Source organism: Roseovarius sp. CAU 1744, assembly GCF_039839345.1.
Classification (GTDB): domain Bacteria; phylum Pseudomonadota; class Alphaproteobacteria; order Rhodobacterales; family Rhodobacteraceae; genus Roseovarius.
On the sequence record NZ_JBDOQV010000001.1, the window covers coordinates 607488 to 620489 of the forward strand.

The following is a 13002-nucleotide window of genomic DNA, read 5'->3' on the forward strand; positions in this document are numbered from 1 at the left end:
GTGCCAGCCGGATCATGACAATAGCGTACAGGAAGACACGGGCGTTTACCTAGCGCCCTTCGCTGCAGCCTTCGTCGTAGAGGCCCAAACCGTTTTCTTCGAAGAAAACGGGAAGGAAAATTTAAATTTTCCAGCACGGAATTTTCAAAAAATTCCGTTTCCGTCAATGACAGCTTCTTCCGCAGAGCCGCTATTCTGCCGCGTAGAGGCCTTCGTAGATCGGGCCCAGGGTCTCGGTATCGAAGAGCGACGAAACGCTGGTGCCGTTCCAGATGTTCAGGATCGCCTGGGCAAAGATCGGTGCGGTCGGGACGGTGCGGATGTTGGGGGCGTCGGCAAAGCTCTTGCGCGGGGCGATCGTGTCCGTCAGCACCAGTGATTTCATCACCGATTTGGTCACGCGCTCGACGGCCGGGCCGGACATGACGCCGTGGGTGATGTAGGAATGCACCTCGGCCGCGCCGTTTTCCATCAGCACCTCGGCGGCCTTGCAAAGCGTACCGGCGGTGTCGACCATATCGTCGACGATCAGGCATTTCTTGCCCTTCACATCGCCGATCACGGTCATTTCCGCCACCTCGCCGGGCTTCTCGCGGCGCTTGTCGACGATGCTCAGCGGCGCATTGATCCGCTTGGCCAGTTCGCGCGCCCGCGCCACGCCGCCCACATCTGGTGAGACGATCATGATGTCGCCCAGCGCGCCCTTGAACTGTTTCATGATGTCGAGGGCAAAGACCGGTGAGGCATAGAGGTTGTCGACGGGAATATCGAAAAAGCCCTGGATCTGCGCCGCGTGCAGGTCCATCGTCAGTACCCGTTCGATCCCGGCCTCGACAATCATGTTGGCCACCAGCTTGGCCGAAATCGGTGTCCGCGCGCGGGATCGGCGATCCTGCCGCGCATAGCCGAAATAGGGGATCACGGCGGTAATCCGCTGCGCGGAGGAGCGCCTGAGCGCGTCCGCCATGATCAGCAGTTCCATCAGGTTGTCGTTGGCGGGGTTCGAGGTGGGCTGGATGATGAACATATCCTCGCCGCGCACGTTCTCGTATACCTCGACGAAAATCTCGCCGTCGTTGAACCGTTCGACCCTTGCGTCGCACAGACCCACGCTTGTTCCCCGGTGCATCGACATGCGTCGCGCAATGGCGGTGGCGAGCGGCATGTTGGCGTTGCCCGAGATAAGTTTCGGCTCTGGTCTGGCTGGCATTGGCGACTTCCCCAAAGTGGTCTGCATAACAGAATCGTGACGTTGACACCGCTTAACATGGGCTTAGGGTCTGGCAAAGCTATGCTAAGGGCAGGGGACGCAAAATTGGCACATATTGACTACTATTTCTCGACCATGTCGCCATTCACCTATTTGGCGGGCACAACACTAGAACAGATTGCGGCCCGGCACGGTGCGACAATCACCTACAAGCCGCTTGATATCGTGGCGCTGTTCGCGCGCACCGGTGGCGTGGCTCCGGCCGACAGGCACCCGTCGCGCCAGAGCTACCGTGCGCAGGAGATGCAAAGGCAGGCGCGCAAGCGCGAAATGCCGATGAACCCGAAGCCCGCGCATTTTCCGACAAATTCTGCTCCGTCGAGCTATGCAATCATCGCGGCGCAGTCGGACGGCGCGGGTGACCTTGGGGCGCTGGCGCACGGCTTTACCCGCGCGGTCTGGGCCGAGGATCGCGACATCGCCCAGGATGATGTGATCCGCGAATGCCTGGACGCGGCCGGGTTCGACCCCGCGCTTGCCGATAGCGGCCTGCTGACCGGGGCCGAGACCTATGCCGCCAACCTGGAAGAGGCTGTCAAGGTGGGCGTGTTCGGTGCGCCATTCTACGTTGCAGACAGCGGGCAGCTGTTCTGGGGGCAGGATCGGCTGGACGATCTGGACGCGCATCTGGCCGGCAAACTGTAACTTATGCCGAATGCATCGAAGGCGGGGTTCGACACCTATTGGACCAGCTATGGACAGGGGCCGCGCGCGGGGCTGATGATTCATTGCTCGCTGGCGTCTTGTGCGGCCTGGGGCGGTCTGGCGCGGCACCTGTCGGGCGCGCTGACGATGACGGCCTTTGACATGCCCGGGCACGGGCGCAGCGCGGATTGGGACGCACGTGGCGAGATCCAGGGTGTCACGACCCGGATCGCAGGGGATTTTCTGGACGCGCCGACGGATGTGATCGGCCATTCCTTCGGCGCGACGGTGGCGCTGCGGCTGGCGGCCGAACAGCCTGAAATGGTGCGGACGCTGACCCTGATCGAGCCGGTGTTTTTCGCCGTGGCCTTTGCCGACCAGCCCGAACTGGCGCGGGAACATACCGGGCTGATGGCCGGGTACGAGGCTGCGATGACCGCCGGGGAACATCTGGAGGCGGCGCGCGAATTCACTGGCATCTGGGGCGAGGGGGCACCGTTTTCCACGCTGACCAAGGCCAAACAACAGGAACTGGCCACACGGATGCCCGTGGTCGCGGCAGGCAACGCGGCGCTCCACCAGGATCCCGGCGGCCTGCTGCAACCGGATCGCCTGGCGCGGGTCGCGATGCCCGTTCTCATCGTGAACGGGACGGAATCGCCGCCGATCGTGGGTGCGATCTGCGAGGGGCTGGAAAGGCGGCTGCCCGATGCGCGGCGCGCGATCGTTGCCGGGGCCGGTCACATGGCGCCACTGACCCATGCGGGACCCGTCGGCGCCGAGATATTGCAGTTCCTGCGGCGGCACTGAAACCACCGCAACCCCCGCCGGCCCTCAGGGCAACAAGACGCGGCCCTTGCCGCTAGGCGGCGATGCTATCAAGCTGCATCAGGCTGTGAGAATATCCAGGAACCGGTCAATCAAATCGTCGGTGATCGACCAGTCGCAGACCAGGCGCATCGGCAGGGCTTCTTTGGCGTCATCCCCCTTGAGCGGCGCGAACAGACCATAGACCGCGCCCGCATCATGCAGGCGCTGATGGGCGGCGCGGGGCAGGGTGGCAAAGATCATGTTGGCCTGCGGGTCGTTTTGCAGCACGGCCCCCGGCGCATCGCGTAGCCCGGCGGCCAGACGCGCGCAGGCCGCGTTCGCGCGGGCGGCCATCTGGCGCCAGGTTCCGTCCTTCAGATAGCCCAGCATCTGCGCCGAAAGGTACCGGTGCTTGGAAAAGAGATGTGCCGCACGCTTGCGGCGCAGCTCGAATTCCCAGGCGTGTTTGGGATCGAAGAAAATCACCGCCTCGACCCCCATGCAGCCGTTCTTCGTGCCGCCAAAGCTGAGCACGTCGATGCCCGCGCGCCAGGTCATCTCGGCCGGGGTGCACTCCAGCGCGGCCAGCGCATTGGCAAAGCGCGCCCCGTCCATATGCACCGGCAGGCGATAGGTCTTGGCCAGGCCGGTCAGCGCGGCGAGTTCCTTCAGCGAATAGACGTGCCCCATCTCGGTCACCTGCGTCAGCGATACCGGCCCGCGCTGCGACACGTGCACGTCGCCGTAGGTCCAGCGTTCGATCGCCGCGCGCAGCTGATCCGGCGTCATCTTGTCTGATGCGCCCACAAGGCTGAGCTTGGAGCCGCCTGTGAAAAACTCGGGCGCGTGGCATTCATCCGTGTTGATATGCGCAAGCGGCGTACAAAAGACGGTCTGCCAGGGCTGTGCCAGGGTCGAAAGCGCCAGCGAATTGGCGGCGGTTCCGGTGGCGACTAGATAGACCGCCGCATCGGGCGCTTCGAATTGCGTGCGGATGAGCGCGCGCACCTCACCCATCAGGGCGTCATCGCCGTAAGAGGGCTGATAGCCGTCATTGGCATCCATGACCGCCTGCATCACCGAGGGCAGCGCCGGTCCGCAATTGTCTGAGGCGAAATACATCTAAACGGGTTCCTCGATGATATGTTCTTCCCAGTCGTCCTCGTCGGTCTCGAACTCGGGCACGGTACGGTTTTGCATCGAAACACCCGCGTCATGCACGGTTTGCGGGTCGCCGGAAATCAGCGGATGCCAGTCGAAAAGCGGCCGGCCCGTCCAGATCAGCTTGTAGGCGCAGGTTTCAGGTATCCAATAGAGGTTCCGATCCATGTTCTGCGGGCTCAGCACCACGCATTCCGGCACGAACTGATGGCGGATGTCGTACTGGGTGCAGCGGCAGCTGGTATCATCGAAAAGGCGGCAGGCCACGCAGGTCAGCGCCACCTCGGCGGTGTCCTCGTCTTCGAGCTTGTTCATGCAGCATTTGCCGCAGCCGTCGCAGAGCGCCTCCCATTCCTTGCGGGTCATGCGGTCGGGTCGCACGGTTTCCCAATAGCGGGGGCGCAGGCCCGTTCGGTCGATCGGCTCGGTCATAGGGCGGCCAGAATATCCCGCGCCCGGGCACAGTCGGCATCCATCTGGGCGATGAAGGCATCAAGACTGTCAAAGGTTTCCTCGGGCCGCAGATAGTCGATCAGCGCAACCGACAGGTCGGCACCGTAGAGGTCGCCGGAAAAGTCGAAGATGAAGGTCTCGAGATTTGGCACCTCGCCGTTGAACATCGGCCTGACCCCAAGCGAGGCCGCGCCCTGATAGCTGCCCTGATGGGGGCCGTCCAGCACGTCCACCAGCACCGCGTAGACGCCGAACCGGGGCGGGTGCAGCCCCTCGATGGACATGTTGGTGGTGGGATAGCCCAGCTCTCGCCCGCGTTGTTCGCCGCCCACGACCAGGCCCTCGATCCGGTGCCAGTGGCCCAGCATCGCGGCGGCATCGCGGGGGCGGCCCTCGGACAGGGCGGTACGGATCGCGGTCGAGGAAACCTGACCGCGGTCACCTTCGAGCAGTTTCGCGATGGTGACGCCAAACCCCATTTCTTCGCCGAATTTCCGCAGGTCCGAGGCGTCGCCCGCGCGGCCCTTGCCAAAGCAGAAATCGGACCCCACGACCACATGGGTCAGCCCCAGTCCGTCATGGATGACATTGCGGGCGAACTCGCGTGGCGAAAGGGCCGACAGCGACGCATTGAAGTTCAATTCATAAAGCCGTTCGACGCCCAGCTTTTCAAGCCGGTGGGCGCGCGCCTCGGATCCCATCAGGCGAAAGGGCGGGGCATCGGGCGCGAAATACTGTCTTGGATGCGGCTCGAACGTAAGAATGCCAAGCGGCGCATCATTTGCCCGGGCGGCCTTGCGGGCCAGGTCGATCACCGTGCGATGCCCGATATGCACACCGTCGAAATTGCCGATGGCCACGCTAGCGCCACGGTCGGACGGGTCGAGGTAATCATAGTCACGGATGATACGCATGGGGCAGGGGTAGCGCCCCATGCGAGACTGTGCAAGCGCGATAGTCGGTACGCGGCAATCACTCGGCAGGTTGCGTGGCAGCGTCGGCCTTGTGGGCGGCGATGACGATGCAGACGGCCGCACCGTTCAGCCAGTAATATGCAGCTTCCAGGCCGGCGAAGCCAAAGAGGAAGGGCGCGGCCAGAAACGTCAGCCCGACGATCAGGTCGACCGCCATATGCACCGGGTAAGGTACGACCCGGATCAGCCCCAGGTGGTGATCGGTCAGCACCGTCAGCAGGAACGCCGCGACACCCGTGGCCACCGACAGCCACAGTGCCATCGGGTTGACGGCCCCGAGCCCGAGGAGGAAAGGCAGGCCGATCAGGGCAAGCGCGACGGGGTAGTCGAGATAGGCGTGAATGTTCTTGGTTACGAATTTGATGGGCATGAAACCCTCCTGTCATGTCTGATGTGGTGGCAATCAGATAAAACAGGACTGTCGTACGATTAATGGCTCACCGTGCAGGATCGCACGCAGATCGTTCAAACATCTGGATTTTGCTGGTGTGCCTGTGCGAGGTCAGTCGAACTTGCCGGTCGGTGCCAGCACCGTGGCCTCGCCGATCAGTACCTTCTTGCCGTTGACCAGACAGCGGCAATCAAGCTGTACCCGGCGCTTGGCATAGTCGATCCCCACAACCTCGACTTCGGCCTCGACCATATCGCCGGGGCGCACCGGGGCCAGGAATTTGAGCGTTTGCCCCATATAGACCGTGCCGTGGCCCGGCAGTTGCTCGCCGATCACGGCCGAGATCAGGCCGGCGGTCAGCATGCCGTGGGCGATACGGCCTTCAAAGATCGTGTCGCGCGCATAATCATCGTCCAGATGCACCGGGTTTCGATCCGTGGACACCTCGGCAAACATCTCGATATCCTGATCGGTCACAACCTTGCGCAGGCTGCGTGTCATGCCCATCTCGATTTCTTCGATGGTGATGGTTCCGCGGGGCATATTGTCCAACATTCGACCCTCCAGATCAGGCGTGGCGCGCAATTTTAAATCGTGTTTGCGCAAAAAGTTGGAACTTTATTACTTCGCAGTCGCAGAAAATCAAGTGTTTTTTTGCCTAGCGCAGATGGCCGATCGTGTAGGTCGGAGAGGATTTTTCTCTTTCAAGATAATCTCTTAGGATGGTTTCATCCGGCTGGTGCGACGTTTTGGTCTCGGCTGCCGATAGCCCGCCCGAGATGAAGAGGGAATCGATATCCTCGCCCATCGCCCCGGCGATATCGGTCAGAATGCCATCGCCGATGGCCAGGATCGTCTCGGAATCGACCACCTTGCCAAGCGCGGTCAGCCGGCGGAGGGCAAGGTCGTAGATCGGCGGGTGCGGCTTGCCGAAATACAGGCTTTCGCCGCCCATCTCGGAATAGAGCCGCGCCAGCGCGCCGGCACACCATTCGCGATGATCGCCGCGATCGACGACGATATCGGGGTTGGCGCAAAGCAGCTTCAGCCCCTTCTGCTTGGCATAGAGGAAATCCGGGCGCATCACGTCGGGGTCGGCCGTGGGGTCGAACGGCCCGGCACAGACGATGCCCTCGGCCTCTTCAAGGGGGACCGGCGTGACGTTGACCGGGTTCTCGACGATCCTGATCGGGTCGAAAATCTTGCGGTCCCCGTCCTGGCCGATGAAATAGACCTTTTCACCCACGACGCCACGGAACATGGCCGCGCGGGCACTGTCGCCCGAGGTGGCGATCGCATCCCAGCAGTCCGCCGGCACGCCGATCTGCGCAAGCTGTTTTTCCACCCGGTCGCGGGCGCGGGGCGAGTTGGTGACAAGCACCACCTTGCCGCCCGTGGCCCGGTAGGCCTGCAGCGCCGAAACGGCACCGGGAAAGGGGGTAATGCCGTTGTGGACGCACCCCCAGAGATCAACGAACAGAGCTTCGTAGCGGTCGGAAATTTCGGACAGGGACTCGATGATCTGGGTCATGGCGGTATCTATGGCAGCGTTGATGGCCGATGACCAGCCTTTAGGGCGGCGCCGCTAGACCGGTGTCGCCGTCCACCAGCCAGGAGAACGCCGCTTCGGAGGATTCGCGCCAGCTGAGGAAGGACCGGCGGGTGAATTCCGGTGCCCCTTCGACCGCAAAGAGCCGTTCACGCGTCAACAGATCCGCGACCAGGCTCTGCGGCAGGTAAGCCGAGCCGCCCTCGGACAAGAGATGCGCCAATGCCCAATCGGGGCTCGAATAGGATGATGCCGCGGTGTCTTCGCCAGGCCAGGTCTGGGCGTGCTGGGCCCGGATAGCCGGGCCGTAATCGACATAGACGTAGCTCGGATCCCACTCCGTCCGACTGCGGGGCCGGGTTGCAACCTGCACAATACGATCGGTGTCGAATTCACGGGTTTCGATACCCGGTTCGCTGAGAGGTTCGGGCAGCAGGGCCGCATCGCTCATCCCGCTTTGCAGCCATCTGCGGGCATCGCCCTGCAGCCCGGCCCAGACCTCGAATGCGGTGCCCTGATGTGACCGACGCACCTGCGCCAGCCAGTTCGCACCGTGGCAGCTCCATAATGTCGGATGGCAGACCAGGCTGAACATGCGCGTCACCCCGCGCGGCAGGCTGGTGCGGGCGCGGGCGTTCTCCCAGCTGCGTACGATCACCTCGGCCTGTTCCAGAAAGGCGTAACCGGGTTTCGTAAGGCTGGCCCCCTTGCGGGAACGGATCAGCAACCTGGCGCCAAGCGACTGTTCCAGCGTATCGAGCCGCGCGGTAACGGCGGATTGCGTCACGTTCAGTTGCTCGGCCGCCCGGTTGAGGTTGCCGGTGCGCACAACAGTCAGGAATGTCTGGATCGCGCTGATGTTCATAGGGGTAATAATGCAAAATTTCTGATTCTAAATATAGATTAAATTCGTTTTATTTATTCAAATTCTTCTGCCATCCTGCCGGGGCGACAGGAGAAGCAGCGATGAAATTCAGCCTTCAGCTTTCAGCCGATTATCCCGACAAGAGTTATGGCGGGGACCGTGTCTATGGGGACATGCTGGACCAGGCGATTCTGGGGGACCGTCTGGGGTTCGACGCGGTGTCGATCACCGAACATCACCTGATGAACTGCCTGATGATGCCTGCACCGCTGCAGTTTGCCGTCAAGATCGCGGCGCATACCAGCCGCATCAGGATCATGACGTCGATCGTCGTGCTGCCGCTGCATGACATGCGCACCTATGCGGGTGAGGTCGTCGTGGCCGATATCTTCACCGAGGGGCGTTTGATGCTGGGGGTCGGGCGTGGCGCCTTTGCCTATGAGATGGAGCGGCTGGGCGTGCCGATGGCGGAAACCCAGGAAAGGTTCAACGAATCGCTCGATATCCTGCAGGCGCTGCTTTCTGAGGAGGAGGTTAGTTGGGACGGAAAGTATTACCAGTTCGAGCCGCTCACGATCATGCCACGGCCAGTGCGCCCGATTTCGATGATGATGGCGGTGATGAATCCAGAAGGCATTTATCACTGCACCAAGCGCGGGTTTCACATCCAGACCACGCCGCTATCAGGCAATCACCAGTTGCTTCTGGACCAGGTCAGCGGCTTCAGGCGGGCCAAGGATGAGATGGGCGGGGAGGGAGAACATCTTACGCTTTCGCTCAGCCGGGTGGCGCATGTGGCGCAAAACGCGGCGGAACGGCAGCGCAAGATCGAGGCGGCCTATCGTTACTACAGCCGTTTCGACAACGTCTTTACCGGCCCCGGAATCGTGGATAACGGTATGGTGCGCGAATTGCCACGCGCGCAGACCGTGGAAGAGCTGGGAGAAAGTCTATTGATTTGCACGCCGCAGGAGATGATCGACAAGCTGGGCCCCTATGCCGATCTGGGGATCGACCGGGTTATCCTGAATTTCAACTTCGGGCTTGACGCGTCGGCGTCGCTGGACGCCATCCAGTGTTTCGCCGAGGAAGTCATGCCGCATTTCACCGGGCTATCTGCGGTTCGGGACGCAGCGCAATGAGCAAGGCGCGCCAGGCTTTCATTTCGGCGATGCGCAAGGTCGCGTCGACCGTCACCGTCGTCACCACGGATGGCCCGGCGGGGCAGGCCGGGGCAACGGTCAGCGCGTTTTCGTCGCTCAGCGCTGATCCGCCCTCGGTTCTGGTATGCCTTAAGGCGGACAGCCGGATCGCGCGGGCGGTGCAGGACAACGGCGTGTTTTGCGTGAACATCCTGAGCGAGGATGCCGTGGATGTCGCCACGCGTTTTGCCGGCGCCTTCGATACAACCTCGCCGGACCGCTTTGAGGGTGTTGTGGTGACGCAAACTGCCGAAGGGCCGATCCTGCCGCGGGCCACGGCCTTTACCTGTTCGCTGAATCGCACTGTCCTCCATGGCAGCCACGCGATCTGCATCGGTGACGTGACCGGGATTTCGGACGCGGGCGAGCAGCCTCTGACCTACATGAGCGGGGCGTTTCATGTCGTGCGCCCGAAACCGGATTAAGGAGCAGGAAATCATGCCCATCATCAGAGTCGAGATGTTCTCCGGCCGCAGCACCGAACAGAAACGCGCCCTGGTACGCGATCTGACCGATGCTTTTGTCGGCGCCGCCGGAGGCACGGCGCAGAGCGTGCAGGTGGTGATCACCGATGTCAACAAATCCGATTGGGGCACCGGCGGGCAATTGGCCGCTGACAAGTTCCCGGACTGAGGCCCGACCATGGCGGATGTAATCGACTGCGAATTCACGGTGCAGGGTGACGGCCCGCCCCTGATCCTGATCCACGGCATCGGCGCGGCGCGCAATACATGGGCCAAGGCGCTGCCGGTGCTGACCTCACATTTCACGGTGATCACCTATGATCTGCGCGGCCACGGCGCCTCGCCCATGCCCGCGGGTCGTTTCGGCCTTGAAGAACTGGTGACGGATCTGGAACGGGTGCGCGAACGCACCGGGTTCGAGGCGGCCCATTTCGCCGGCCATTCGCTGGGCGGCATGATCGGCCCTGCCTACGCGCTGAAATATCCCGAACGGGTGCTGTCACTGGGCCTGCTGTCAACCGCTGCCTTCCGCACTGAAGATGACAGTGCCAATGTCTGGGGCGTGGTGCGCGCGATGGAGGAAAAGGGCATCCCGCAGGTGCTGGGCACGCTGACCGACCGCTGGTTCACCGACGGGTTCATCGCCGCCCATGGCGACGTGGTCGAACGGCGGCTGAAACAGGTGGTCGACACCGATGCGGATGTATTCCTGAACGTGTTTCGCATCTATGCCGGGACAGAAATGGCACCCTGGCTGCACGAGGTCACCGCGCCGTCGCTGGTGCTGACGGGCGAAAATGACGGCGGCTGCAACCCGCGCCTCAACCGGCAGATCGATGCGGCGCTGCCGAATTCCCGGCTTGTCATCCTGCCCGATCTTAAGCACTCGCTGCTCTTGGAGGCCGGTGACCTGGTGGCGGATCACCTGGTAAGGTTCATTCACGGGCTGGACTGACCGCGACGCAAAAAGGCCCGCGCAGCGCGGCGCGGGCCCTCGTTCGTCCGGCGCCTGAAATCAGACCGCCAGGTTCGGAATGATCTGTTTCTTGCGGCTCATGATGCCGGGCAGGACCACCGTGTCGCCGGAAACCGATGCGCCAAAGCTCTTCTCGGCAACGGTCTTGACCAGGTCGTTCGGCACCAGCAGGGTGGCTTCCTCGTTCAGGATGTCGACGACGAACAGCAACACCTGATCGACCCCGTCCTCGGACGCCACGGTGGTCATGCTGTCCATCAGGCTGGCCTTGCGGTCAAGCACCATCGACGGCGCGGTGGTCTCCAGGACGCTGACCCGGAACTTGGTGTCGCCGACGCCGTATTCCTTGCTGTCCATGCGCAGCAGTTCGGCATCCGAAAAGGCGCTGACATCGGACTTGGCAGCGAACATTTCTGCCGCGTAGCTGCTGCTGTCGATCCCCAGGTCCGCTGCCAGCTTCTCGGCCACGGCGCGGTCGTGATCGGTGGTGGTCGGGCTGCGGAATTCAAGCGTGTCGCTGAGGATGCAGGTCAGCGCCGCGCCCTTGGCCCAGTCTGGCATCTTGGCGGCATCCTCGCCCATCAGGTCAACCATGATCGTCGCGGTGCAGGCCAGCGGGCGGATGGTGATGTCGATCGGGCCTTTGGTTTCCAGCCCACCAACCAGCTTGTGGTGGTCGATGATCGCCTGGATGTCGGCATCGTTGATGTTGTCCGGCAGTTCGGCAGGGTTGTTGGTGTCGACGATCACGCAGGGCTGATCGGCCCCGACTTCCGTGATGATCCGCGGCTTGGGCAGCTCCCAGCGATCCAGCATGAACGCAGCCTCGGTATTGGGCTCTCCCAGCAGGACGGACTCGGCATTGCCGCCCTTGACCTCGTTGAGGTACCAGGCCCAGAGGATCGGTGAGCCGGTGGAATCGGTGTCGGGTGATTTGTGGCCGAAAACGAGCGTGGTCATGGTGAATTTCCTGTGGCAATCCAGAGTTTGGGGGCCTTATAGGGCGGTTGAACGGGGTTGTCACCTGCCAATGCTGCAACGCAGCAATGCAATGAGGCGATTTGCCCCCAAGCGCAGAGCCGGGCCGAAGATTGGGCGCCTGTCCAGCCTGCGAGGGGCGCGACGCCCGGCTATCGACACTTGTCGGGGCGCCCCCTAGAGTACCCGCGCAATCATCAGTTCGGGTACGGGGAAGCGATTGAGGAACCAGTCATTAAAAGGCATTGCGCGACTGGTTGCGGCGTTTAGCAACTCGATGAGGGGTTTTGCCGACGTCTGGCGCGGAGAAGAGGCGTTTCGCCTTGAGTTCATTGCATTTTGCATCTCAATTCCGGCGGCGTTCTGGTTGGGCAGCAGCATATTCTCGGTGGCATTGCTGATCGTCTCGGTGTTGCTTGTGCTGATCGTCGAGGTTCTGAACAGCGCGATCGAGGCGGTGGTGGATCGAATCGGAGAGGAACGTCACGAGATGTCGCGGATGGCAAAGGATCTGGGATCGCTGGCGGTACTGTTGGCCACGCTGGTGCCAGCCATTGTTTGGCTGGGTGCGATCTATGCCAAACTGACCGGTCAAATATTCTGATGCCGCATCGCACCCCCCCTCGTGGCGGGGCTGCCGAACCGGATCTTCAATCTGCGGGTATGGGAAACCTGACTAACGCGATCCCGGGTTTGCCCGTAGGCTCTTGAGAGTTCTGTACATCCCCGTCGTCGTACGCTCGCTGGATTGTTACCGGCAGGGGCGGGAGTGATTTTGAAAGGTACCCAGATGCAAACGGTTATCGAGTTCATTCGGGAGTATCCCGATTTTGCCGAGTTCATCGGTGTCATTGGTTTCATGCTCTATGTCGGCGGTTTCTTTTCGGTTCAAAGCGGATTTCTGTGTGGCAACGGCATTGCCTTCCCGATACTTCAGGTCTGCGCCGCATGTTGTGTGCTTGTCAGTCTGAGCAGCGCCTACAACCTGCCGTCTTTCATGATCCAGACCAGTTACATCGCGATTGGTCTCTTTGGTATCGCATTGCGCCTGAGCCGGGTAGGTGGCGGCCATGGCCCGGGCGGGCGCGCCCCGGCGTCGCCAGCGGGCCCGGTGGACCCCGAAGGCGATTGTCATGAGCCTGCAACACTCTTCCGCCATCGTTCCGCGCAGAGCGATTCCCCTAACATCCCCGCGCTCTGTTCCTGAATTTCAGCAAGCTATTTTCATCACCAGTGAAAAGGGCGGCCCGAAAAAGGCCGCCCT

At 62.1% G+C, this 13002-nt stretch carries 17 protein-coding genes; 8 read left to right on the forward strand and 9 right to left on the reverse strand.

What is annotated here, in order from left to right; genetic code table 11:
- Window positions 1-190 precede the first annotated feature (190 nt).
- Window positions 191-1210, reverse strand: coding sequence for a ribose-phosphate pyrophosphokinase (locus AAFO92_RS02970; protein ID WP_347533159.1), 1020 nt, complete (start codon window positions 1208-1210; stop codon window positions 191-193).
- A 105-nt stretch (window positions 1211-1315) separates the two neighbouring features.
- Here AAFO92_RS02970 and AAFO92_RS02975 point away from each other — a divergent pair, with 105 nt between their 5' ends.
- Both AAFO92_RS02975 and AAFO92_RS02980 read left to right on the forward strand, forming a co-directional pair.
- The gene (locus tag AAFO92_RS02975) at window positions 1316-1915 is read left to right on the forward strand and encodes a 2-hydroxychromene-2-carboxylate isomerase (protein ID WP_347533160.1); all 600 of its coding nucleotides are present in this window, start codon (window positions 1316-1318) and stop codon (window positions 1913-1915) included.
- 3 nt (window positions 1916-1918) lie between these two features.
- On the forward strand, window positions 1919-2725 hold the full coding sequence (locus tag AAFO92_RS02980; RefSeq protein WP_347533161.1) for an alpha/beta hydrolase: 807 nt from the start codon (window positions 1919-1921) through the stop codon (window positions 2723-2725).
- A gap of 78 nt (window positions 2726-2803) precedes the next feature.
- Here the strand turns inward: AAFO92_RS02980 and AAFO92_RS02985 are convergent, their stop codons facing one another.
- From AAFO92_RS02985 to AAFO92_RS03015, 7 genes are all read right to left on the reverse strand, one after another.
- Window positions 2804-3847, reverse strand: a complete 1044-nt coding sequence (locus AAFO92_RS02985; protein ID WP_347533162.1) for a beta-eliminating lyase-related protein — start codon at window positions 3845-3847, stop codon at window positions 2804-2806.
- Complete coding sequence (locus AAFO92_RS02990) at window positions 3848-4318, reverse strand: YcgN family cysteine cluster protein (protein WP_347533163.1); 471 nt, start codon at window positions 4316-4318, stop codon at window positions 3848-3850. It abuts the gene before it with no gap.
- The gene (locus AAFO92_RS02995) at window positions 4315-5253 is read right to left on the reverse strand and encodes a bifunctional riboflavin kinase/FAD synthetase (protein WP_347533164.1); all 939 of its coding nucleotides are present in this window, start codon (window positions 5251-5253) and stop codon (window positions 4315-4317) included. Before AAFO92_RS02995 ends, AAFO92_RS02990 begins: the two co-directional genes overlap by 4 nt.
- Window positions 5254-5311: 58 nt before the next feature.
- Window positions 5312-5683, reverse strand: coding sequence for a hypothetical protein (locus tag AAFO92_RS03000; protein ID WP_347533165.1), 372 nt, complete (start codon window positions 5681-5683; stop codon window positions 5312-5314).
- 132 nt (window positions 5684-5815) lie between these two features.
- Window positions 5816-6259 (reverse strand): MaoC family dehydratase, encoded by a 444-nt coding sequence (locus AAFO92_RS03005; protein WP_347533166.1) that lies wholly within the window; start codon window positions 6257-6259, stop codon window positions 5816-5818.
- A gap of 103 nt (window positions 6260-6362) precedes the next feature.
- Window positions 6363-7235, reverse strand: a complete 873-nt coding sequence (locus tag AAFO92_RS03010) for a TIGR01459 family HAD-type hydrolase (protein ID WP_347533167.1) — start codon at window positions 7233-7235, stop codon at window positions 6363-6365.
- Window positions 7236-7275: 40 nt separating this feature from the next.
- On the reverse strand, window positions 7276-8118 hold the full coding sequence (locus AAFO92_RS03015; protein WP_347533168.1) for a LysR family transcriptional regulator: 843 nt from the start codon (window positions 8116-8118) through the stop codon (window positions 7276-7278).
- 101 nt (window positions 8119-8219) lie between these two features.
- Between AAFO92_RS03015 and AAFO92_RS03020 the strand changes: the two genes are divergently transcribed.
- The 4 genes from AAFO92_RS03020 to AAFO92_RS03035 are packed head-to-tail and all read left to right on the forward strand — an operon-like array spanning window position 8220 to window position 10739.
- Window positions 8220-9260, forward strand: coding sequence for an LLM class flavin-dependent oxidoreductase (locus tag AAFO92_RS03020; RefSeq protein ID WP_347533169.1), 1041 nt, complete (start codon window positions 8220-8222; stop codon window positions 9258-9260).
- The gene (locus AAFO92_RS03025) at window positions 9257-9745 is read left to right on the forward strand and encodes a flavin reductase family protein (RefSeq protein WP_347533170.1); all 489 of its coding nucleotides are present in this window, start codon (window positions 9257-9259) and stop codon (window positions 9743-9745) included. Before AAFO92_RS03020 ends, AAFO92_RS03025 begins: the two co-directional genes overlap by 4 nt.
- Before the next feature lie 13 nt (window positions 9746-9758).
- Entirely contained in the window at window positions 9759-9953 is a 195-nt protein-coding gene (locus AAFO92_RS03030) for a 2-hydroxymuconate tautomerase (RefSeq protein WP_347533171.1), read from the forward strand.
- Between the two features lie 9 nt (window positions 9954-9962).
- A complete protein-coding gene (locus tag AAFO92_RS03035) occupies window positions 9963-10739 on the forward strand; it encodes an alpha/beta hydrolase (RefSeq protein WP_347533172.1) in 777 nt (258 codons plus the stop codon).
- Between the two features lie 60 nt (window positions 10740-10799).
- Here AAFO92_RS03035 and AAFO92_RS03040 read toward each other — a convergent pair whose 3' ends face one another.
- The gene (locus AAFO92_RS03040) at window positions 10800-11720 is read right to left on the reverse strand and encodes a manganese-dependent inorganic pyrophosphatase (protein WP_347533173.1); all 921 of its coding nucleotides are present in this window, start codon (window positions 11718-11720) and stop codon (window positions 10800-10802) included.
- Window positions 11721-12015: 295 nt separating this feature from the next.
- Here AAFO92_RS03040 and AAFO92_RS03045 point away from each other — a divergent pair, with 295 nt between their 5' ends.
- Together AAFO92_RS03045 and AAFO92_RS03050 are read left to right on the forward strand one after the other, a co-directional pair.
- Window positions 12016-12342: a diacylglycerol kinase gene (locus AAFO92_RS03045; RefSeq protein ID WP_347533174.1), complete on the forward strand. Its 327-nt coding sequence runs from the start codon at window positions 12016-12018 to the stop codon at window positions 12340-12342.
- A 186-nt stretch (window positions 12343-12528) separates the two neighbouring features.
- The gene (locus tag AAFO92_RS03050; protein WP_347533175.1) at window positions 12529-12945 is read left to right on the forward strand and encodes a hypothetical protein; all 417 of its coding nucleotides are present in this window, start codon (window positions 12529-12531) and stop codon (window positions 12943-12945) included.
- Window positions 12946-13002 lie beyond the last annotated feature (57 nt).

Excerpts from the sequence above, each read along its gene's own strand:
- AAFO92_RS03045 (WP_347533174.1), top strand. The coding sequence starts at position 12,016 with ATGAGGGGTTTTGCCGACGTCTGGCGCGGAGAAGAGGCGTTTCGCCTT.
- AAFO92_RS03020 (WP_347533169.1), top strand. The coding sequence starts at position 8,220 with ATGAAATTCAGCCTTCAGCTTTCAGCCGATTATCCCGACAAGAGTTAT.
- AAFO92_RS02985 (WP_347533162.1), bottom strand. The coding sequence starts at position 3,847 with ATGTATTTCGCCTCAGACAATTGCGGACCGGCGCTGCCCTCGGTGATG.
- AAFO92_RS02995 (WP_347533164.1), bottom strand. The coding sequence starts at position 5,253 with ATGCGTATCATCCGTGACTATGATTACCTCGACCCGTCCGACCGTGGC.
- AAFO92_RS02990 (WP_347533163.1), bottom strand. The coding sequence starts at position 4,318 with ATGACCGAGCCGATCGACCGAACGGGCCTGCGCCCCCGCTATTGGGAA.
- AAFO92_RS03015 (WP_347533168.1), bottom strand. The coding sequence starts at position 8,118 with ATGAACATCAGCGCGATCCAGACATTCCTGACTGTTGTGCGCACCGGC.
- AAFO92_RS03035 (WP_347533172.1), top strand. The coding sequence starts at position 9,963 with ATGGCGGATGTAATCGACTGCGAATTCACGGTGCAGGGTGACGGCCCG.
- AAFO92_RS02980 (WP_347533161.1), top strand. The coding sequence starts at position 1,919 with ATGCCGAATGCATCGAAGGCGGGGTTCGACACCTATTGGACCAGCTAT.
- AAFO92_RS03000 (WP_347533165.1), bottom strand. The coding sequence starts at position 5,683 with ATGCCCATCAAATTCGTAACCAAGAACATTCACGCCTATCTCGACTAC.
- AAFO92_RS03050 (WP_347533175.1), top strand. The coding sequence starts at position 12,529 with ATGCAAACGGTTATCGAGTTCATTCGGGAGTATCCCGATTTTGCCGAG.
- AAFO92_RS03030 (WP_347533171.1), top strand. The coding sequence starts at position 9,759 with ATGCCCATCATCAGAGTCGAGATGTTCTCCGGCCGCAGCACCGAACAG.
- AAFO92_RS03005 (WP_347533166.1), bottom strand. The coding sequence starts at position 6,259 with ATGTTGGACAATATGCCCCGCGGAACCATCACCATCGAAGAAATCGAG.
- AAFO92_RS03025 (WP_347533170.1), top strand. The coding sequence starts at position 9,257 with ATGAGCAAGGCGCGCCAGGCTTTCATTTCGGCGATGCGCAAGGTCGCG.
- AAFO92_RS03040 (WP_347533173.1), bottom strand. The coding sequence starts at position 11,720 with ATGACCACGCTCGTTTTCGGCCACAAATCACCCGACACCGATTCCACC.
- AAFO92_RS02970 (WP_347533159.1), bottom strand. The coding sequence starts at position 1,210 with ATGCCAGCCAGACCAGAGCCGAAACTTATCTCGGGCAACGCCAACATG.
- AAFO92_RS03010 (WP_347533167.1), bottom strand. The coding sequence starts at position 7,235 with ATGACCCAGATCATCGAGTCCCTGTCCGAAATTTCCGACCGCTACGAA.